The 19,745-nt window shown below is 37.4% G+C and carries 20 protein-coding genes and 1 riboswitch; of the genes, 7 read left to right on the top strand and 13 right to left on the bottom strand.

Going from position 1 to position 19,745, the window contains the following annotated elements; all coding sequences use genetic code 11:
- Positions 1–123 precede the first annotated feature (123 nt).
- Together ACODST_RS26325 and ACODST_RS26320 are read right to left on the bottom strand one after the other, a co-directional pair.
- Entirely contained in the window at positions 124–867 is a 744-nt protein-coding gene (locus ACODST_RS26325) for a LytR/AlgR family response regulator transcription factor (RefSeq protein WP_488935073.1), read from the bottom strand.
- Positions 864–2,891: a sensor histidine kinase gene (locus tag ACODST_RS26320; RefSeq protein WP_488935072.1), complete on the bottom strand. Its 2,028-nt coding sequence runs from the start codon at positions 2,889–2,891 to the stop codon at positions 864–866. The genes ACODST_RS26325 and ACODST_RS26320 overlap by 4 nt, the downstream gene beginning before the upstream one ends.
- A gap of 248 nt (positions 2,892–3,139) precedes the next feature.
- On the opposite strand from ACODST_RS26320, the gene ACODST_RS26315 reads away from it, so the two are divergent.
- Genes ACODST_RS26315 through ACODST_RS26300 form a run of 4 tightly spaced genes read left to right on the top strand, consistent with a single transcriptional unit; the run spans position 3,140 to position 5,117 of the window.
- The gene (locus tag ACODST_RS26315; protein ID WP_488935071.1) at positions 3,140–3,595 is read left to right on the top strand and encodes a hypothetical protein; all 456 of its coding nucleotides are present in this window, start codon (positions 3,140–3,142) and stop codon (positions 3,593–3,595) included.
- Positions 3,596–3,600: 5 nt separating this feature from the next.
- The gene (locus ACODST_RS26310; RefSeq protein ID WP_488935070.1) at positions 3,601–4,056 is read left to right on the top strand and encodes a hypothetical protein; all 456 of its coding nucleotides are present in this window, start codon (positions 3,601–3,603) and stop codon (positions 4,054–4,056) included.
- Complete coding sequence (locus ACODST_RS26305; RefSeq protein WP_488935069.1) at positions 4,025–4,561, top strand: hypothetical protein; 537 nt, start codon at positions 4,025–4,027, stop codon at positions 4,559–4,561. The genes ACODST_RS26310 and ACODST_RS26305 overlap by 32 nt, the downstream gene beginning before the upstream one ends.
- A 10-nt stretch (positions 4,562–4,571) precedes the next feature.
- Positions 4,572–5,117: a hypothetical protein gene (locus ACODST_RS26300; protein ID WP_488935068.1), complete on the top strand. Its 546-nt coding sequence runs from the start codon at positions 4,572–4,574 to the stop codon at positions 5,115–5,117.
- A gap of 228 nt (positions 5,118–5,345) precedes the next feature.
- Here ACODST_RS26300 and ACODST_RS26295 read toward each other — a convergent pair whose 3' ends face one another.
- The 9 genes from ACODST_RS26295 to ACODST_RS26255 all read right to left on the bottom strand — a co-directional run bounded on the left by ACODST_RS26295 (position 5,346) and on the right by ACODST_RS26255 (position 14,559).
- Positions 5,346–5,945 (bottom strand): murein L,D-transpeptidase catalytic domain-containing protein, encoded by a 600-nt coding sequence (locus tag ACODST_RS26295; protein WP_488935067.1) that lies wholly within the window; start codon positions 5,943–5,945, stop codon positions 5,346–5,348.
- Between the two features lie 388 nt (positions 5,946–6,333).
- On the bottom strand, positions 6,334–7,140 hold the full coding sequence (gene metQ, locus ACODST_RS26290; RefSeq protein ID WP_488935066.1) for a methionine ABC transporter substrate-binding lipoprotein MetQ: 807 nt from the start codon (positions 7,138–7,140) through the stop codon (positions 6,334–6,336).
- 42 nt (positions 7,141–7,182) lie between these two features.
- Positions 7,183–7,836, bottom strand: a complete 654-nt coding sequence (metI, locus tag ACODST_RS26285) for a methionine ABC transporter permease MetI (RefSeq protein WP_488935065.1) — start codon at positions 7,834–7,836, stop codon at positions 7,183–7,185.
- Positions 7,829–8,860, bottom strand: a complete 1,032-nt coding sequence (gene metN, locus ACODST_RS26280) for a methionine ABC transporter ATP-binding protein MetN (RefSeq protein WP_488935064.1) — start codon at positions 8,858–8,860, stop codon at positions 7,829–7,831. The genes metI and metN overlap by 8 nt, the downstream gene beginning before the upstream one ends.
- A 278-nt stretch (positions 8,861–9,138) precedes the next feature.
- Positions 9,139–9,609, bottom strand: a complete 471-nt coding sequence (locus ACODST_RS26275) for a cupin domain-containing protein (protein ID WP_488935063.1) — start codon at positions 9,607–9,609, stop codon at positions 9,139–9,141.
- Between the two features lie 138 nt (positions 9,610–9,747).
- A complete protein-coding gene (locus tag ACODST_RS26270) occupies positions 9,748–11,220 on the bottom strand; it encodes an aminotransferase class V-fold PLP-dependent enzyme (protein WP_488935062.1) in 1,473 nt (490 codons plus the stop codon).
- Positions 11,221–11,300: 80 nt separating this feature from the next.
- On the bottom strand, positions 11,301–12,290 hold the full coding sequence (locus ACODST_RS26265) for a redoxin domain-containing protein (protein WP_488935061.1): 990 nt from the start codon (positions 12,288–12,290) through the stop codon (positions 11,301–11,303).
- A 249-nt stretch (positions 12,291–12,539) separates the two neighbouring features.
- Positions 12,540–12,639: riboswitch (SAM riboswitch) on the bottom strand.
- Positions 12,640–12,910: 271 nt separating this feature from the next.
- Entirely contained in the window at positions 12,911–13,465 is a 555-nt protein-coding gene (locus ACODST_RS26260) for a hypothetical protein (RefSeq protein WP_488935060.1), read from the bottom strand.
- Between the two features lie 8 nt (positions 13,466–13,473).
- A complete protein-coding gene (locus tag ACODST_RS26255) occupies positions 13,474–14,559 on the bottom strand; it encodes an NAD(P)H-dependent flavin oxidoreductase (RefSeq protein ID WP_488935059.1) in 1,086 nt (361 codons plus the stop codon).
- 178 nt (positions 14,560–14,737) lie between these two features.
- Here ACODST_RS26255 and ACODST_RS26250 point away from each other — a divergent pair, with 178 nt between their 5' ends.
- The 3 genes from ACODST_RS26250 to ACODST_RS26240 all read left to right on the top strand — a co-directional run bounded on the left by ACODST_RS26250 (position 14,738) and on the right by ACODST_RS26240 (position 17,210).
- Complete coding sequence (locus tag ACODST_RS26250; RefSeq protein ID WP_488935058.1) at positions 14,738–15,136, top strand: DoxX family protein; 399 nt, start codon at positions 14,738–14,740, stop codon at positions 15,134–15,136.
- Between the two features lie 293 nt (positions 15,137–15,429).
- On the top strand, positions 15,430–16,308 hold the full coding sequence (locus ACODST_RS26245; RefSeq protein WP_488935057.1) for an oxidoreductase: 879 nt from the start codon (positions 15,430–15,432) through the stop codon (positions 16,306–16,308).
- 89 nt (positions 16,309–16,397) lie between these two features.
- Positions 16,398–17,210: a helix-turn-helix domain-containing protein gene (locus tag ACODST_RS26240; protein WP_488935056.1), complete on the top strand. Its 813-nt coding sequence runs from the start codon at positions 16,398–16,400 to the stop codon at positions 17,208–17,210.
- A gap of 219 nt (positions 17,211–17,429) precedes the next feature.
- Here ACODST_RS26240 and ACODST_RS26235 read toward each other — a convergent pair whose 3' ends face one another.
- Both ACODST_RS26235 and ACODST_RS26230 read right to left on the bottom strand, forming a co-directional pair.
- Entirely contained in the window at positions 17,430–18,197 is a 768-nt protein-coding gene (locus ACODST_RS26235) for a LytR/AlgR family response regulator transcription factor (RefSeq protein WP_488935055.1), read from the bottom strand.
- Positions 18,178–19,194: a sensor histidine kinase gene (locus ACODST_RS26230; RefSeq protein ID WP_488935054.1), complete on the bottom strand. Its 1,017-nt coding sequence runs from the start codon at positions 19,192–19,194 to the stop codon at positions 18,178–18,180. The genes ACODST_RS26235 and ACODST_RS26230 overlap by 20 nt, the downstream gene beginning before the upstream one ends.
- Positions 19,195–19,745 lie beyond the last annotated feature (551 nt).

Genomic DNA, 19,745 nt, shown 5'->3' with positions numbered 1-19,745 from the left:
TCTATTATTTTTACAGCTCAAAAATAGATACAATCTAATCACAGCCCAATAATCACTTTGTCTTTGGTAACTTTTAATTAGTATTTGAATGCCTTTACGGCATAAACCGTCAACTGCTAAAAATTAAATCTCATCTTTCATCAATTTGAAAAAAGCTTCTTTTTTTCCTCTGGAAACCGGTACAGCCGATTTATCGTTCATATGCACCATTCCTTCACGGGAATAGCTTAAAATCGAATTTACATTAATCAAATGCGATTGGTGAACCCTGAAGAACAAAGGCGGAAGCAGTATATCTTCATAATTTTTTAAAGGTTTGGAAACCATTATTTTCCTGCCGTCTGTGAGAAAAAAAGTAGTATACGAGCCCGAAGTTTCACACCTTATAATCTGTTCCGGTTTTACTACATACATCGCTTCCTGAGTAGGCAGAACAATTCGGTCCGGTGTTTTCGAAAGATTATGCTGCAGTTCTGTAAGCTGCTGTTTCTCCAGTACCCGCTGCTCCATAAGTGCAATACGGTCAATAGCCGTTTTTAGTTCCTGCGGGTCAACAGGTTTCAGCAGATAATCAACAGCACTGTACTTAAATGCATCAATAGCATGCTGCTCATAAGCCGTTGTAAAAATAAGATGAAAAGCATGAAACGTAAGCTGCTGTAACACCTCAAAACCGGTCCCGTCTTTCAGCATAATATCCATAAAAACCAGATCAGGTTTAAGGCGGTCAATTATTTTTACTGCTTCAGCAACACTTTCAGCGTATCCAATAATCTGTATCGTGTCACCCGAAACCATTTCGAGCATAATAGACAAAGCTTCCTTTAAACGGTGTTCATCTTCAATAATTATCGTTTTATATATCATGATAAAATGGGGATATTTATAATTACTATACAGCCGTGGCTATCTGTTTCAGGATTCCGTTCTGTTACCGTAAATCCGGCATCCGGGTTTTCCTTCTGCATTTTAAACAGTCTTTCATCCGTAATTGTTGTCGAAAGTGACTGATGTGTATCATTACTTTTTAATTTTCGGGAAGCTGTTAAGCCAATCCCGTTATCTTTGATCGTACAAAGCAGATTATGCCCTTCCTGCTCTTCTTTAAAATAAATTTCAATGAGCCCTCTCACACTGTTTTCCTGCGGTTTTAAGCCATGTTCAACAGCATTCTCAACAAAAGGCTGGATTAGTAAAGGCGGAATCAAAACATCGGTTTCAACATTCGAATCACATTCAATAACATAATCAAAACCATTGTTCAGACGAAGCTGCTGGAGTTCGATATAATTTTGCAATGTATTGATTTCTTCTTCCAGCGAAATGGTTTCTTTGCGGGACTGCTCTAAAACCTGCCGCGTTAGTCTGGCAAACTTATTCAGATAAGAAACTGCCGGAAGAGTATCTTTCTGTAAAATCATACTCTGAATATTGCCCAGTGCATTAAAAATAAAGTGCGGATCCATCTGCGAGCGCAGCAGCCGTCTTTCTAAAGACAGTCTCGCTGAAAGGTTTTCGATCGTTTCTTTTTCCAGCAGCTGCATCTTAAGTTCATTATGAGCCTGCTCCTGTTTTAAAAAATCTTCCCGGTTTTGGTAATAACGCTGGCGGTAATAATACGAACGAAACATAAATACAAGGCCTATCAGTAAAACCCCGGCTATACCGTAACCCAGCAGTTTGTTTTTCTGTTCCAGTTCCTTTTCCAGTTCAAGCTGCCGGATACGTTCTGCTTTTTTAGACGATTCATATCTGGCATCGGCATTCTGGAGCATGGACTGTGCCGATTCTTTATACTTTAACTGTGTATATTTCGAATAGAGCGTATCATACCCATAATAAGCCTGAAAGTCTTTTCTTTTCACAGAAACATCTTTTAAACAGCTGTAAAAATTGGCCAAAAGATAATTATCCGTATACGGAAGGCTTTTTTGATAATTGATACCTTCTATAAACAAAAGCTCTGCTTTCAGGTAATCGCCTTTCTGTGTAAAATACAGTCCCTGAAGTCCAATAGCACTTCTGTAAATAATTTTAACATTGTACTTTTTCGCAATGGCTGTTGCCTTTCTGAGATTTTCCAGAAAAGGTTTTTCCTCTATAGGTTCGGGGCCTTTGGTATACAAATCAGCCAGATTTATGCAGGCAATCCCAATGTTGCTTTTACTGATAATGTTATCCGCTTTTTTTTCTGCCAGGGCTGCCGTTTCCTTAAAAAACTGCATAGCCGTTTCCCAGTCCGAAACACCGCCATTTTCCAAATTATCAGATAAAAAACCTCCAAAGGCCAGACGGGCGTGCAGCTCACTTTCAGGATCGCCGGCTTTGGCCGCATGAACCATCGCTTCCCGGGCATATTTCTCTACTTTTGCGGGTGATGCCGGAGAAAACAAATACGAGATATCCGAGGCTATTTTGGCACATTGATCGTGTGCCTTTACTTTTGAAAACAGTTTATACCCTTCCAGCAGAAAATTCATTGCCTGAGGTTTGTCTTCAATATACGATTTTAAAGAACCCATAGCAACCGAAGCATGTGCTTTCGCCCTGACTGAATTGACAGACTTCGAAAGATAAAAAGACGTATCAGCATAATGCATAAACTCTTTCAGGTGAAGCAGCCGTCTTTGTGTAAGTGCCATGTAGGCGTAACAGATAACTTCGTCCTCCTTGCTTTTGTTTTTCTGAGCTAGTCTGAGTGCCCGTTTCTGAATGTCCATACAGGCCGTAGTATCCGAAAAACGTTTAGCATATCCTTCTGCGGCCATTTTTTCAACAACAGAAATTGTCTGGGAGTAAACCCTGAAAGGAAATAAAACCAAAATAAACCCGAAAAAATACAGGCTGGTTTTGGCATAGTTTAGGAAAAAAATACTGTTTTTCGGGAGCATATTTAGTGGTAATTGACGGCAAAATACAAATTGTGATTTGACTGACCAAACAATTTTTGGCTGTTTTTTACGGATAAAATCCTTGTTTACAACACCTTATTACACTTTGTTAAAGCCCGTTATCCCTGATATATTTCATAATTAACCAAATAAAAACAGAAACCCTCCGTTTGCCAATTTACAATTGCCGGAAGTTTAGGGATGAAGTAATCTTGTTGTACTAAATAATTTTTAAAAGCAATACTATTATGAATAAGAAAATCCTTTCATTAGTAATTATCTGTTTCTGTTTTTTAACTCAGATTACCCAGGCACAAAGTGATGATAAACGCACTAAAATAGAAATAACAGTTAAAGACGGAAATAAAACCATTACCGTTCCCTTACGTTCTGCTACCGTTTCCTTTAGCAAAGGAATTAATTACAAAGACCCGGCTGACAAAACAGACAACAGATCTTATTATTTCTCACTTGATTTTGAAAGACAGGATATCAATTTACTTCGTGCTTTTGCCACCAGTAAAAACGGACTTGACGGTCAGATTACGATGGTGGATACTTACGGCAAAACACCTTCCCGAAAACTTGAATTTAAAGCAGCCAAACTGGACTCTTTAAGTGATCAGCTGACAGGTGATTATTCCAGTTCCTATTTCGCTTTGTACTGCAGTCTCTTAATTATTGACGGGGTAACCATAGAATAAGCAGGATGCAGTTACAATATTTTATCAAAAACGGCAATCAGTATGTCATGAAACGGGAATATGGTTTTGGACTTATGGTGAGCATTGGATTAACCCTGTTTGCCGTAATTGGCCTTTATTTAAAAGAAAGCATCATGTTCTGGATTTTTGCCATCCTGGCCATTCTCTGTTTTATATCCATCTGGGTAAAGCAGGTTGTGATTGACATGGACAGAAAAGAGATAACCGCCAAAATTGGTCTTATAAACTCACCGATTTGTATACCGCTCAAAGATTTCCAGAATTTTGAACTGGTAAGGCTTAAACAATATATGCTTACGACCAATACATCGCTGAATGCCTATTATTTAAAAGATGGAAAAGAAAAATGCATCATGCTGGCACAGGCCTTTACAAGCAGAAAAATCCAGAACCTGGCTAACGAAATTGATGAAATACTGCACAGCAATGAACATTCGTGAAAAATACAATATCACCGAAACGCCTGATTCGTTTTCTTTTCAGCCCGTAAAACCACTGCAGACCTTATCGCAGTGGTTTTTGGCGGGTATTTTAGCTGTTGCAGTGGTATTGTATTTTTTTAAAGAAATACTAAGCGAAGTCTGGCTGTATACCCTTTATATACTGTTGGTTTACGGAGTTTTTCACAGCCTGTACGACATTTACATCAGAGCCCGGATTCAGTATACTTTTAGCAGGAGCCATAATGCAGTTTACAAAACAGGGCCTTTTTTTCCGCATAAAAAAATCATGAAATTAGACGAAGCCGTTATCTTTGTTAGTTCAGAGATGGGAAGCTGGCATTATAGTTTAGGGGCTAAAAAAAGCCATTTCATAAAAAACTATCCCATTAGTGAGAATTTCAGCTCGGGCAGAAAAAGCAGACAAAAACAAACGGAATACGAAAATCATATCCTGAACCGGGTCAGTCTGTATATACAAACTGTCCAAAACGTACAAACTTAATTTTTTACCTATGAAAATTTACAAAATCATCGCGTTACTATTTATAACAGGCCTTTTATTTTCCTGTCAGTTCTTTAATGACAGCCCGGATACTGTTTTTCAGCAGATTGGCTTAAATGCTAACAAAATTCCGTCTAGTTTTGAACGTGTTTTTAAAGAATATCGTCAGATGAAAGCCAACGGAACCCTGCAGACCCTGGCCGATGATCAAAAAACAATGCGCCCGTCAACCTGTGTGGAAGCGGTAAACTTTTATTACGGACAAACCTTTAAAGAAGATCTGAAAAAAATCAATAAACTCACTAAAACAGAAGAAACGAAACCTATCATCGAAGCTGCTGTGGAACTGTTTGAATATGCACAGGAAATTCAGAAAAACGACTTTCCTAAAATTGCCAAAATGATCGATGACGGAAAAACCGACGAAGAAATAGATGAAGCTGCCAGACAGCTTGACGATACCAAAGGTGTTGAACTGGACAAGAAATACAAAAAAGTAATGGATTTACTTTTACCCTATGCCGATAAACATGGTGTAGAATACAAAAGATTCTAAAAAAAAGGGAGAAGTCAAAAGTTATGAGTTATGGGTTATCACTGCTGATCCAAAATTAACCAACCCTTTTCAGCAACAATTATTTCCCTTAAAAGGGATATAAAAAAGAAAATCAGCCGTTCCATAGTAACGACTGATCTTCAAAAGACAAATTTTGTCCCTAAAAAAACTTAAAACTCAAAATTCATAACTCATAACTCATAACTCTCAACTCTCAACTCTCAACTCTCAATAATAAATATTCAGGATAATCCCCGATCGGGAACTGTCAATAATTTTTTCCAGTTTCTTAAAAAAAGCTTCACTTACCATAGGACAGCCCTGACTGTTTGAAATATAATAATCCTGTTCTTCATTAGGGACTGCAGAATACGGATGCAGTACAATCGCCCTTTTTGCGGCATTACTGTTGGTTTCATCCAGACCCGACAGCTTATAGGCTTTTCCGAACATTCCTTTATAAGATTTTCCAATAACGTAGCTTCCCAGCGAAGTACATTTTGAATTGGGTTCGTTACTGAATTTCAGTTCTCCCCTGACCATGGTTTCAGATCCCGCTCCGTTGGCAACCAGTCCTTCTTCTAAAATCTGATCATTTACCAGATCATAAACAAAGAATCGGTTTTTACCAGATTTAATTCTCATATCAATAAAAAAAGCGATTTTGGCATTATAGACAGTATTTCTCTTAATCATGGCTTTTACATCTGCAAGCTGACTATTGAAACGTTCCGGCTCCAGGTTTACGGGAATAATTTCATTTTTATCTTCCTTTGGATTCCCAAAAGAAAAAAGTACAAAAAACAATATCTGACCTAAGATTTTCATAAAACTGTTTTTAAAAATTCACTGTACAAATGTACATCAGGCAAAAAATCAAAACAGGACTTAAAAGACTGAAAAACAAAACAATAAGACTTTTGTTTACAATGATTTAGATTCAGTATTACACAAAAAACAGGATATTCTTTCTTTGATTCTGATGGAAAAACGGAGCAATATGTTTTTTATACTATATGCCGCTCCGCCGGAGCTTTACTATTGCAGGCATCCATTCTTTTCTATAGATATTTTGCTTCTCCGAAGCCTGCAAAAAACAAAAGGCCGTCTTAAAATCAGACAGCCTTTCTTAATATCATAAAATAATCATTTGAGCCCAACCCATAACTCATAACCCATAACTCATAACCCATAACTCATAACTCATAACTCAAAATCACCATCCTTTAACCGCTCCGCCTTTAAATTCACGAATAGCAGCCTGTTCCACTTCAGGAGACTGGAAAGCTTTTAAAAACTGTTTTACCTTTTCTTCGTTTTTATTGTCTTCACGACTTACCACCAAGTTTACATAAGGAGATTCTTTATCCTCAATAAACAAAGCATCACGAGATGGAATTAAACCGGCCTGAGAAGCAAAAGTGTTATTAATTATAGCAACCGAAACGTTGGCATCGTCCAAAGCGCGAGGCAGCTGCGGCGCTTCTAACTCCAATATTTTAAGGTTCTTAGGATTACTTACAATATCTGTTACTTTAGGCAGTAATCCCACTCCGTCTTTCAGCTTTAACAAACCATTTTTTTGTAAAAGTAATAAAGAGCGTCCACCGTTTGTTGGGTCATTTGGAATAATGATGGTGCTTTCATTTTTTAGTTCGGAAAGGCTTTTTATCTTTTTGGAATAGCCTGCGATCGGGTAAACAAAGGTATTTCCGATAATGGCTAATTTATAACCACGCTGTTTAGACTGCTCGTCAAGATACGGTTTATGCTGAAAAGCATTTACATCAATATCGCCCTGACTTAAAGCTTCGTTTGGAATCACATAATCATTAAAAGAAACCAGCTCTACTTCCAGTCCGAATTTCTCTTTTGCAACTTTTTTTGCTGCTTCAGCCACTTTTAATTCAGGTCCTGAAGCGACTCCCACTTTTATATAATGCGGATCGTTGTTTTTACTTTTTCCGCAATTTGCTAATACCAGTGATAAAGCGATAATTCCGGCAGTTAATTTTATTTTCATGATAATCTGTTTTTAATTTTTAATTCCTGATTTTTAATAATATTATCGGTGATCAAATCGTTTTGACAAGGTGTCTCCGGCAAACTGAATGGCAAATACCAAAATGACCAGTAAAACCAAAACCGAATTCATGGTTACAGCATCATAACCAACATAACCATACTGATACCCCACCTGTCCTAGACCGCCGGCACCAACGGCACCACCCATCGCAGAATAACCTACAAGCGTGATTAAAGTGATCGAAGCCGCATTGATCAAAGAAGGCAGTGCTTCCGGGAGTAACACTTTATATACAATCTGAAAAGGGGTTGCTCCTAATGCTCTCGCAGCTTCAATTAAACCGGAAGGCAGGCTCAGCAGACTGTTTTCAACAAGACGCGCTATAAAAGGTGCTGCCCCAATACTTAACGGAACCAGAGCTGCACTTACTCCAATTATGGTTCCTGCAATGCCACGGGTAAACGGAATCATCCAGACGATTAAAATGATAAACGGAATAGAACGAAAAACGTTTACCAGAACTGACAGTACTTTGTTTACCACCGGATGTTCGAGTATTTGATTTTTTCGGGTAAGGAAAAGCAAGACTCCTGTCGGAAGTCCAATCAGGAAACCAAAAAAGCCCGACACAAAGGTCATTACAATAGTTTCCCAGGTGCCTTTTAGTAATAAATCTATTAATGAATCAGACATAACCTATAATTTCTGTTTTAATATGTTTTGAAATAAAATATTGAACCGCAGCTCCGTAATTTTCGCGTTTCCCTGATAGTTCGATCAGCATGACGCCAAAATTCACATCTCCCGCCTGATCCATCTGTGCACTTACAATTTTGAAATTCGTATCAAACAGTCTTGATACCTCCGAAATAACAGGTTCGTTTACCGATTTTCCGGTCATTTCCAGCTTTAATAACGGATTTAAGCTTCCATTATCTTCTTTCTGCAATTTCTCCTGATAAACAGCAGGAATTTCAAGATGCAGTGATGATGCAATAAATTCTTTTGTGAGTTCATGTTTAGGATCGGCAAAAATTTCGCCCACACTTCCCTGTTCTATTAATTTTCCGTGACTGATTACCGCAACCTCATCACAAATTGATTTTACGACTTCCATCTGATGCGTAATCAATAAGATTGTGATATTTAAACGGCGGTTAATGTCTTTCAGTAAATTAAGGATAGAACGGGTTGTAGCCGGATCAAGTGCACTTGTGGCTTCATCGCACAATAAAACCTTAGGATTATTAGCCAGTGTTCTGGCAATGGCTACCCTTTGTTTCTGTCCGCCAGAAAGGCTTGCCGGATAATCATTTGCTTTTTCAGCCAGCCCCACTAATTGCAGTAATTCTAAAACACGTGTTTTGATTTCGTTTTTTGGAGTTCCTGTTAATTCAAGCGGAAAAGCGACATTATCAAAAACCGTTCTGGACGAAAGCAGGTTAAAATGCTGGAAAATCATTCCAATCTGTCTTCTTTCAATCGCCAGTTCTGCACCCGACAGCTGCATCAGAGCTTTGCCATCTACAATAACTTCACCTGATGAAGGTCTTTCGAGAAGATTCACACATCGGATCAGGGTACTTTTTCCGGCTCCTGAAGTCCCTATTACACCAAAAATTTTCCCCGGCGGAACCGTCAGCGAAACATCCGATAAAGCCGTAACCACTCTTTTTTTCTGATGAAACGTTTTGGTTACATTTTTTAATTCAATCATTTGTTCAAATTCAGTTTTAAAAACAAAAAAGCCCTTCAAATCTTCATGAAAGGCTTTTTGAAATAAAGTCTATTATTTTATATCTAAGCCAGATCAGTGAATTCCATAGCAGTAACACAGCACATTATGCTGCTGCTGTAATAATAATTCAAATTCTGGTTCTTGTTTCTCATTGCGATTGCAAATTTAAGCAGATAAATTTAATTTTTATGCAAAAAACACAAAACTTTTATTAGCCTATCAAAATAATAGATTACTATAACGATTCCTTAAACGTGTCAGCTCGTTTTAGCATCGAGTAAAACTGCCAGCTGAATACAGGGAGAATCAGACCAGTTGCTCCAGGCATGATTTACCGCTCTCTGAATAGCAATATCACCAGCCTTTAAGAGAGTTTCATCCTGTTCTGTGATCAGGTAAATTTCACCTGACAAAATGACGATGTAATCTAAAGTATCGGTTTGATGCATCAACGGATGAAGCTGGCCTTCAACAGTTTCAATCCCTAAATCCTTATCAGGCGGAATTTGTACATAACGAAAGTAACTCCCGTTTTTGGGGGTATTAGGAAAGGCCGTATTTTCAATCACATTTTCTTCCAGTTTTGCCGGACTGCTGTTTGTTGACCAGATATCCGAAATAATCAGTCCCGGAAAATGTTCTGAAACATTGGTCACTATCCCGTCGCTTTCTATAATTGATTTTCCGTTTCGTAACCCCGTTACTACCCTTCTTGGTATTGTTTTCATATTGTATTCATTTTATTTATTGTCAATTGGACGCATTCTCATTGATCATTTCTGCATAAGAAATAATTACATAAGAGGATCTTGTATAAAACTTGTGAATCCGTTTCAATTTTAATGTTCTGAGTATGTCTCCCTATCTTAATCCAGTTTAAACCACTCTTTTACTTCATTTGCGATAGTATCCTTTATTTCAGGTTTTTCAAATTCATTTGAAACCGGATTGTATTCATAATCCTTCTGCCATTTTTTATAATGTAAAGCCACTTTCTGAATCGAATCACAGATATAAAAAAGCTCTTCATTACTCATTATGGGATGCAGTGACAAACGAACCCAGCCTGGTTTGTTGGCCTGATTGCGCTCTAATAATTCGTTTGTAATTTCTGCCGATTTCTTTTCGTTGATATTAAACAGATAATGGGCATAAGTACTGGCACACGACCAGCCTCCGCGAACCTGAATTCCAAAACGGTCATTTAAAAGCCTGACGATTAAATTATAATGGATATCTTCTATTACAAAAGAAACACAGCCAATTCTTTCTGCTGTTAAATCTCCCAGAACAGACAATCCTTGTATCTTCTGAAGCCTTGAGAAACAAAGATTCAACAGTTCTTTTTCTCTTATTTTGATATTATCTACTCCCATCTGTTCTTTAAGCTCTAAGGCCAAAGCTGCTCTTATTACCTGTAAAAAACCAGGAGTTCCGCCGTCCTCGCGAACTTCAATCACATCGCTGTAACAATATTTTCCTAAAGGGTTGGTCCATTTTACATTTCCTCCGCCCGGATTATCCGGAAAATCGGACTGGTATAATTTTTCATTAAAAACCAGAACACCGCAGGTTCCCGGTCCGCCGAGGAATTTATGAGGCGAAAAGAAAATGGCATCTAACTGCTCTTCCTGATTTTCAGGATGCATATCGATTTTGACATACGGTGCCGAAGCCGCAAAATCAACAAAACAAAGTCCGCCGTTTTGATGCATTATCCTGGCCAGTTCATAATAAGGCGTTATAATTCCGGTGACATTCGAACAGGCTGTAAATGAACCTATTTTCAGGCTCCTGTCGGCATATTGTTCAATTGCTTTTAAAAGTGCTTTCGGATCTACTAAATTATTTTCATCCGGAGGCAGAATCACGACTTCGGCATTGGTTTCATACCAGGAAACCTGATTGGAATGATGTTCCATATGAGTTATAAAAACCACAGGTCTGTCTTCATCAGACCGGGTTCTCAATCCCATAATACGCTGCAGCTTTGATAAAGCCGCTGTCATTCCGGTTCCTGTAGTGACCAAAACATCGGATTCACTGGCATTAACCGACTTTTTAATAATTTCTCTGGCGTATTGATAAGCATAAGTCGACGTTTTTCCTGTCTGACTTGAAAGTGAATGTGTATTGGCGATCATAGGTCCCATTTTATGAAGCATAATATCCTCAATTGGTGCGTATAATCTTCCGCTGGCAACCCAGTCGGCATATACCAGATTTTGTTCTCCGTAAACCGATTCAAAAGTGTGGTCTGTTCCTACTGTATTTTCCCTGAACTTAGAAAAGTAACATTCCGGTTCAGCTGTTTTTGTGGTGGGCTCAATAGCATTCATTTCCTTATCATTTTAATTAACTAATGTATTCTTTGTTGTTTTGAAATTCGGGTTCCGCTTATCTCATCTCCCGAAATTAATTAAGGCAGTTTATTTAAAAGTGCTTTTAAAGTAGTCTGTAATTCTTCTCCGTGCAGGTTTTTGGCAACGATAATCCCTTTTGGATCTACTAAATAATTCCCCGGAATAGCTCTTACCCCGTATAGTTTAGCAATTGCACTGTTCCAGAAAAGTAAATCCGAAACCTGCAGCCAGTTCAGCTGATCGTCCTGAATACCTTTAATCCAGTTTTCTTTCTTTTTGTCCAGAGAGATTCCTATAATATTGAATCCTTTATCGTGGTATTCTTTATAGGCGGCCACGATATTTGGATTTTCTCTTCGGCACGGTCCGCACCATGAAGCCCAGAAATCGACCAGCGTATATCCTTTTAGGTTTTCATAAAAGCGAACTGGTTTTCCATCCGGATCATTGGCGGTAAAATCAGGGGCTTTTTTACCAACCGAAAGTCCGTCTAAAACGGTAACCAGTTCCTTTAATTCTTTGACATAAGTCGTGCTTTGAAGGCTTTTGTCCAGCAAAGCAATATTCTGGGTGATTTGTTCAGGCGACAATCTGTAAGACCAGTTTCGGTATAACACATAAGCTGAAACTATCGATTTTGGATGCTCCGTTATAAACTTACTGATCTCCGGATCTTTTGCTTTTTTATAAGCTTCAAACAAATCCTGCGAAACCGATCCCTCAACTACAGAGGTACTGTAATATTTCTTCGGACTTAGTTTTACGGTAATTGGGTCTTTTTCCAGGAAAATATACAAGGGATACCCCTGGGTATTGACACTTAAACCATACAATTCCGGTGTTACGACTTTGGTTTTAAAACTAAAATTTCCGTCTTTAACCTTTACAGAATCAATAGTCGTAAACATTTTGTTGTGGAATTTCTGCAGATAAACATATTCTGCCGTTGTATCGACAACAGTTCCTTTTAACTGTAAAGTATTCACCTGTGCCTGAGTTGGTAATGCTGCCAGAAACAAAACAGCTGCTGCTAGTATTTTTTTCATATTATAGTAATTTTTAAGATTAAGCAAAAGAGTCCCCTGGCCTGTAAAAAAGGCCGGTAATAATTCGTGTTAAAAAAAAGAAGAGTTTAGGAATTACAGTCCTGGCATTCGGAAAAAAGCAAGACTGTTTTCTTCAAAAATGGAATTCATGAATTCATAACTGCTCTGTAAAAAATGGAGTCTGGTTTTCATTTAAAAAAAAAATAAATATTTTAACAATAATGAGCTTATTCAGATTTGAGAAAACCTTTCTTATCTGTCCGTCGTAACGGAAGGATTTAGCACCTTATTCGGCAACAGGTTGCTAAGACTTCAACGGGCCTAATCCCTTAGTCTTTCTGGATAAGTATCATTCAGAATTTTTCTGTACTGCAAATATATATTAATTCTACCGAATTAGTAGTATTTAGGTCTGTTTTTTTTTAAAATTTAGCGATAGTTGAAACTTTTAAAAACACAAAAACCTTATTTACAGTACTTTAAAAAAACTTTTAAGTTGTATATTTTTTTACTTACAACGAAAACAGAAGCCTTTTACCTATTGAAAAGCAATAAAAAGTACTTCCGGTTTCATGAAAAGATAAAAAAACTCATTTCTGATCTTTGAAATGAGTTACAATTTAATGGTTTTCTAAAACATTTCTTAGTGAACCCGAATAATGATCTGCATCAAAAAAGAGCTGATCGTTTGAGACAGCAGACCATCTTTTAAAATTAAAAATCCCATAAAGACTGAATCTGTTGATCCTCTTTAACAGATCGTCTTTAGAAAGTTTTTCTTTTAATTCTGCTATTAACAGAAAATTAAACAATGAAAACAGTTCATAAAATATCTTTTCGTTTTTTATAAAATGCTCTTTCGTCAGAACAACGAAATATTCTTTGTACTTTACTTTCTTATTCTGAACAAAAATACATTCCTTAAGCAGTCTGCTATTTTTATCAAATGCATTTTCATACAATGATGTGCCCAGATATTTTTTATATCCTTCATTTTGAGAAGATAGAATAAGCAGAATATACTCTGTTTGGATTCCGTCTTTTTTGAAAAAAAACTTCTTTCGTTTTAAAAAACTATCTGGTTCCGGCACACTAAAACTGCATTTAATCAAAGAATGTTTTTTCTCCTTTGCTATTTTTGCTGATTTAATTTTAATATTCTTCTTTAGCTTCATTAAAAAAATTATAATTTAAAACTATCAAAATAAGCCGTTGTTTCTTCAATCAAAGACAGCATAAGATCTTTGGCTTTGGTATGTTTTAAAAGTGGTGAAATCTGTCCGCCCCAAAATAATACCATATCCCATTTCTGCTGCTCAATTGCCGCTTTTCGCAATGGTGCTATAAAAGTGGTCTGCAATGGAAAAGGCAGTATATCCTGCTCCTTCCCTGTCATCTCTTTTGCAACCCGGCTGCTTATACTACGACCAAGTCTTCCGGTATAAGCACGGGAAAGTGTTGTATATTTTGAGGCATCCGAAAACAGCATTTCTCTGTGAATGGGTAATGCGTTTGATTCTTCTACGGCTAAAAAAGCAGTTCCAATCTGGACAGCACCGGCTCCTAAAGTCAAAGCTGCTGCAATTCCTTTCCCATCCGCAATCCCTCCGGCGGCAATGATGGGCACTTTAATTTTTTCACGCATCAACTGCAATAATACGAAGGTTCCGGTTACAGAAGATTCGGCCTCTTTTAAAAAAGAAGGGCGGTGTCCTCCGGCTTCAAAACCCGAAGCTATGATCATATCTACTCCTTTACTATCGAGAAAAAGAGCTTCGTCTAAAGTAGTAGCTGCTCCCACAGTTACGATTCCCAATCGACGGCACTGCTCTAAAACATCATCCGACGGCACACCAAACATAAAACTAAAAACCTTGGGACGAACGTCTAAAATAACCTCCAGCTGATTTTCAAAACGGGATTGAAAAGGTGCCGGTTTTTCGGGTAGCGGAATTCCCGCTTCATCAAAATAGGGTTTAAAAACGGCGGCTGTTTTTTGAAACTGTTCATCACTTAATCCGCCTTGCGGTATATCATGATCGGAAACCCAAAGATTAATATTATACGGTTTGTCAGTAGCGGCTTTAAGCTGTTTATCAATTTCATAAATTTCCTGCGGGCTATTGGTATAAGCACCGTAACCGCCCAATCCGCCCAAATTAGAAACCGCAGCCGTCAGTTCAACCGTCGACAAATTTCCTCCAAAAGGGCCTTGTAAAATGGGATAATCAATATCCAGCAGTTCCTTTGCTTTTGTATGGTACCACATCTCGCTTTTATTTAAAATGTATTTTTTCTAAAAGATATCTTGTAAAGTTATAAAATTCGCCTGGACTTACAGATTGTCTGTTTAAGATTTCGATTTGTCCGTTTGACCAAAATTCTCCTGTGAAATCGGCTGCCGCTGTCGCAATTTTGTCCTGTTTAACAACTTAAAATTTAAAATCATGAATGCAAAAACAACAAAAATGATCTATTGGACAGGAATTATTTTAACTTCTTTATGGTTTGGTGCCAGCGGTTTTTTTGAATTAACAACCAACAAACTGGTTTGGGAGATTACACAATTACTAGGGTATCCGGCCCATTTTATCTACATTCTGGGTGTTATGAAGATTTCCGGAGTCATTACCTTATTAATTCCTAACAAACTATTACGATTAAAAGAATGGGTATTTGCCGGAGTATTTTTTGACATCATCTTCGCTTTCTTTTCTAAACTGGCTGTTTTAGGCTTTGGTGCGACAACAGATGCCATTATTGCTTTTGTAATGGTAAGTGTAACTTACATCATGTTTAGAAGATTATATACTGCAGCATATACAGTAAGAGTTTCTCAAAATTAAGATTTCTTAATACTTTACATTTTAATCTCGCAAAGACGCGAAGACGCAAAGAAAATTAAGCCATATAAGTAACATAAATTAAGTTTTATCTTCATTGAACCTTATATGACTAAGAAAAAACTTAGCGTGTCTGCGTCTTTACGGGATTCATTTTTTTCTTTAATAAATAAAACCTTAACAGCTCTGCACTTTTACAACCTTGAACTTTTAAACAAATAAATCTGAGCTTTTCAACAAAGCAACAATCTTCACTCCCAACGTAAATTTGTAATGAATTTAAAAACACACGTATCATGAACAAAATATGGTTTATCACAGGAAGCTCCCGTGGATTAGGACGTAATCTTACTGAAGCAGTATTAAACAGCGGTGACAAAGTAGCCGCAACAGCAAGGGACATTAATCAGTTAGCTGATTTAAAAGAAAAATTTCAGGATCAGATCCTGCCTTTGCAATTAGATGTTAACAATTATGATGAAGTTCATCAGGCAGTAAATAAAGCTGTCGCTCATTTTGGAAGAATTGACGTACTGGTAAACAATGCCGGATTCGGAATCATAGGGGCTGCCGAGGCTTATACGCCAGAGCAGGTCCGCAGTCAGTTAGAAACCAATTTACTGGCTCCTATTGAAATTACACGTGCCGTTCTGCCTTTTATGCGCAAACAGCGTTCCGGGCGTATTTTACAAATCAGCTCTGTAGGCGGTCGTGTGGGTAATCCGGGTCTGACTATGTATCAGGCGGCGAAATTTGGTCTGGGCGGATTCACCGAAGCTTTAGCCAAAGAAGTGGCTCCACTCGGAATCTTAGTGACCAGTGTTGAACCAGGAGGATTTAGAACCGATTGGGCCGGAGCATCAATGACGTATGCTGAAGATATCGAAGGCTATGAAATGGTAAAACAACGTACGGATTTCTTTAAAGGAGGTAATTTTGTTCCGGTCGGTGATCCCGAAAAAGCAGCCAAAGTAATGGTTGATCTGGCTTCGCACCCTAATCCGCCAATGCATCTTGTATTGGGAAGCGAGGCGATTGCAATTTTGCAAAACGCTGACCAGGCCCGAACTGAAGAAATGGAAAAATGGTTAGACGTGAGTTTGTCTACAGATCATGAAGATTCTGAAAGTTTTTTAGATTCGGCAATGGGAAAATGGTATACCCGTAAAAAGTAAAACTTTTTATTATCAACCGATAACTAACAATTAATAAAATCAGGCAGTATTCAAATATGGTACCGCCTGATTTTTTATAAATTTGTGATATGAACGATTCTAAAATAAATCAGAAAAACTCTCCTATTGCTTATTCCTGCTATTATACACAAAATAGGGAAGGCGAACAGTTTGCTGCCCAGCATGTTTTGAGTTTTCAGATTTCGGGAGTGCTTACCCTTAATAACGGTAGTAAAGAATATGTTTTTAAACCGGGTGATTTTCGGTTTATCAAAAGAAATCAGCTTATCAAATTCATCAAACAGCCCGATCCTAATACCGCTTTTCAGTCCATTTCTATTTATCTGAACCAGGAAGCCCTTCGGGATTATTCTATACAATACAATCAGAAAACAAATGTGATCAAAAGCCCGGAAACCGAAACGGTCTTTCAGTTAAAAGAAGTTCCGTTATTAAAAAGTTTTATGAACTCGCTGATTCCGTACATCAACGAAGATCAGTTCATAACCGAAGAACTTCAGGCTTTAAAAGTAAACGAAGCGATTACCATTTTACTGCAGTGCCATCCGGAATTAAAAGATATCCTGTTTGACTTTAACGAACCCGGAAAAATTGATCTGGAAGCCTTTATGAAAAAGAATTTCCATTTCAACGTACAATTAGATCGTTTTGCTTATTTAACCGGAAGAAGTCTGGCAACTTTCAAAAGGGATTTTCAGCGTATTTTTGAAATTTCACCAAGCCGCTGGCTGCTCCAGAAAAGACTACAGGAAGCTTATTATCAAATTAAAGAAAGAGGGAAAACGCCTTCGGAAGTTTATCTGGAAGTAGGTTTTGAGGATTTATCGCATTTTTCGTTTGCGTTTAAAAAGCAGTTTGGAATGCCGCCTTCTAAGGTTTGATTTTATTTAACCGCAAAGATCGCAAGGATTTACGCAAAGTTCACAAAGTATTTTTGCCACAGATTATAAGGATTAAAATGATTTTAAAAACTGTGTAAATCAATGCAATCTGTGGCAAAAAAAAGTCGCAAAGCTATTTTATTCATATAGCTTTGCGACCTTTAATTTATAGAATCACTGCTTCAAAAAAAACCTTGCGTACTTTGCGGTTAAAAAATCTCATCGGTTTTCAAGCCAGCTTAAAAATGCCGTAGCCTTCTCCTTCCCTACCAATAATTTCTCTTCTGTAGGAATCGTGAGTTTAAGAATGAGTTTTCTTGAAAAATAATGTTCTGCTTCTCTTATGGCCGAAAAATTGACTAAATACTGTCGGTTAACCCTGAAAAACTGAATGGGCGATAAAAGCTTATGCACTTCGTCCAGCGATTGGGTAATGGGATATTCTGTTTTATCAAAAGTGACAATCGTAGGGGTTTCGTTTTTGATGTAGAAAAAAGCGATATTTTCGGTTTGGATCGTTTGGTATTTATTGTTTTTAAAAACCAAAAAACTACTTTTCCCTTTGTTTTCACCTGTTCTGGTTAAGAGATAATCAAAATCAGGCATCATTTTTTTATTTCTCTGAAAGAAGTTTTTCAGCTCTCCTGCTTTTTTAATGGCCTGCGAAATGCTTTCTCTTGAAAAAGGTTTTAGGACATAATCAATACCGTTTGATTTAAATGCTTCAATCGCATAATCATCAAAAGCGGTACAGAAAATAACCGGGGACAAAACCTCAACATTTTTGAAGATTTCAAAACTCAGCCCGTCTGCCAGCTGAATATCCATAAAAATCAGATCGGGCTGATCGTTTTCTAAAAGATAACTTACAGCACCATCAATACTCTGAATATACGACAGGATCTGGGCATCGGGTCTGATACTCAAAATAAGCTGGCCCAGGGCTTTGGCCGTTTTTACTTCATCTTCAATTATTATGATAGTCATAAATAAGTGGTATTTTTACTTTAAAATGGGTTTCGGTTTTATCAATTTCAATTTCTTTGTGTATCAAATGCAGGAAACGCTGATTGATATTGTTCAGTCCGACACCGGTTGATATAATGCCCCTTTTCAGCTGAATCGGATTTTCGATTACCAGAAAATCATTTTCAGTATATAACTTAATTCTTAGAGGTTTATCCAGCGAAACAATATTGTGCTTGATACAGTTTTCGATTAATAACTGCAGCGAAAAAGGCGGAATCGCACAATCGTATTGTTTTTCATCAATCTCTTTTATCAGCTCAAAACCATCTTCAAAACGAGCTTTTAGTAAATAAACAAATGAATCTATGATCTGCAATTCTTCTTTTAACGGAATCAAATCCATTTTCCGGCTTTCAAGCGTAAACCGGTAAAAATCGGATAATTTCAGGATAAAGTCAGAACTGTGCGGGTCCTGCATATCCACCATCGATTTTAAAGTGTTCAGACTGTTGAATAAAAAATGCGGATTGACCTGCTGTTTCAATAATTCATACTGTGCTCCCAGATGCACTGCTTTGGTGCGTTCGAGTTCTACACCCATCTGCTGGGTCTGGTAATTCTGAAAAAGTAAATGCAGGAACATATACACAATCAAGTTGATTAAAACCCCGCGCAGTTCAAACATAATCGGCGCATCCATTTTAGAAACCTGAAAAAGCTCCTGATGGGCAATTACAAGTATAACCATAAGCAGAATTCCCAGCACCACACTCAGTAAAAGTTTCCAGTTAAAAAGGCTTTTATTAGCATGCTGAGAAGAGAATTTTGGCAGACTGTAAATATTGTAATACCATATAAAAAGAGAAAACAGCAGTGTAATCGACGAATTTATAACTATATCCCCAGGTGTAGAACCGGCATCAAATAACTTGGGAACCGAAGCCAGAACTGCCAGAGCAATCGAACTTCCCCAAATGACTTTGAGCGAAACCTGAAAACGTTTTGGTTTTTCCATAATAGTAGTTTATAGTCAAAGATAGGTTTATTTAAAAAAGATTTCACGCAGATTTGAAAAGGATTTTAGCAGATAATTTCGGTTTGTTTTAATCTCGCAAAGCCGCAGAACCGCAAAGTTTTTTATCCTCATTTTTTTGTCATCTCGACCAAAAAAAAATCTGCTAAATCTGCTAAAATCCGATAAAATCTGCGTGAAATTTTTTAAACACATAGAAACATAGCTATACTTTATGCTAAAAGACGTTTCACTTGTTTTAACAAACATAGCCTGCTGTTCTTTTTCTCGCAGATTTCGCAGATCTTACAGTTTTTTTTATCTGCTAAATCTCCAAAATCTGCGGGAAAAATTTTAAACACATAGAAACATAGCTATATCTTATGCAGAAAGGCGTTTCACTTGTTTTAACAAACATAGCATGCTGTTTTTTCTCACGCATATTTCGCAGATCCAGGAGATTTTTTATCTGCTAAATCTCCAAAATCTGCGGGAAACATTTTAAACACATAGAAACATAGCTATACTTTATGCTAAAAGACGTTTCACTTGTT

The sequence above is a fragment of the Flavobacterium sp. FG19 genome, assembly GCF_057809475.1.
The sequence above is the reverse complement of the archived record's forward strand: the minus strand, read 5'-3'. Positions and strand labels throughout refer to the sequence as shown.

Coding starts and splice junctions, on each gene's coding strand:
- ACODST_RS26260 (WP_488935060.1), bottom strand. CDS start 13,465: ATGAAGCTAAAGAAGAATATTAAAATTAAATCAGCAAAAATAGCAAAG.
- ACODST_RS26250 (WP_488935058.1), top strand. CDS start 14,738: ATGAATGCAAAAACAACAAAAATGATCTATTGGACAGGAATTATTTTA.
- ACODST_RS26230 (WP_488935054.1), bottom strand. CDS start 19,194: ATGGAAAAACCAAAACGTTTTCAGGTTTCGCTCAAAGTCATTTGGGGA.
- ACODST_RS26310 (WP_488935070.1), top strand. CDS start 3,601: ATGCAGTTACAATATTTTATCAAAAACGGCAATCAGTATGTCATGAAA.
- metI (WP_488935065.1), bottom strand. CDS start 7,836: ATGTCTGATTCATTAATAGATTTATTACTAAAAGGCACCTGGGAAACT.
- ACODST_RS26265 (WP_488935061.1), bottom strand. CDS start 12,290: ATGAAAAAAATACTAGCAGCAGCTGTTTTGTTTCTGGCAGCATTACCA.
- ACODST_RS26325 (WP_488935073.1), bottom strand. CDS start 867: ATGATATATAAAACGATAATTATTGAAGATGAACACCGTTTAAAGGAA.
- ACODST_RS26305 (WP_488935069.1), top strand. CDS start 4,025: ATGAAATACTGCACAGCAATGAACATTCGTGAAAAATACAATATCACC.
- ACODST_RS26270 (WP_488935062.1), bottom strand. CDS start 11,220: ATGAATGCTATTGAGCCCACCACAAAAACAGCTGAACCGGAATGTTAC.
- ACODST_RS26300 (WP_488935068.1), top strand. CDS start 4,572: ATGAAAATTTACAAAATCATCGCGTTACTATTTATAACAGGCCTTTTA.
- ACODST_RS26255 (WP_488935059.1), bottom strand. CDS start 14,559: ATGTGGTACCATACAAAAGCAAAGGAACTGCTGGATATTGATTATCCC.
- ACODST_RS26240 (WP_488935056.1), top strand. CDS start 16,398: ATGAACGATTCTAAAATAAATCAGAAAAACTCTCCTATTGCTTATTCC.
- ACODST_RS26315 (WP_488935071.1), top strand. CDS start 3,140: ATGAATAAGAAAATCCTTTCATTAGTAATTATCTGTTTCTGTTTTTTA.
- ACODST_RS26320 (WP_488935072.1), bottom strand. CDS start 2,891: ATGCTCCCGAAAAACAGTATTTTTTTCCTAAACTATGCCAAAACCAGC.
- metQ (WP_488935066.1), bottom strand. CDS start 7,140: ATGAAAATAAAATTAACTGCCGGAATTATCGCTTTATCACTGGTATTA.
- ACODST_RS26235 (WP_488935055.1), bottom strand. CDS start 18,197: ATGACTATCATAATAATTGAAGATGAAGTAAAAACGGCCAAAGCCCTG.
- ACODST_RS26245 (WP_488935057.1), top strand. CDS start 15,430: ATGAACAAAATATGGTTTATCACAGGAAGCTCCCGTGGATTAGGACGT.
- ACODST_RS26275 (WP_488935063.1), bottom strand. CDS start 9,609: ATGAAAACAATACCAAGAAGGGTAGTAACGGGGTTACGAAACGGAAAA.
- metN (WP_488935064.1), bottom strand. CDS start 8,860: ATGATTGAATTAAAAAATGTAACCAAAACGTTTCATCAGAAAAAAAGA.
- ACODST_RS26295 (WP_488935067.1), bottom strand. CDS start 5,945: ATGAAAATCTTAGGTCAGATATTGTTTTTTGTACTTTTTTCTTTTGGG.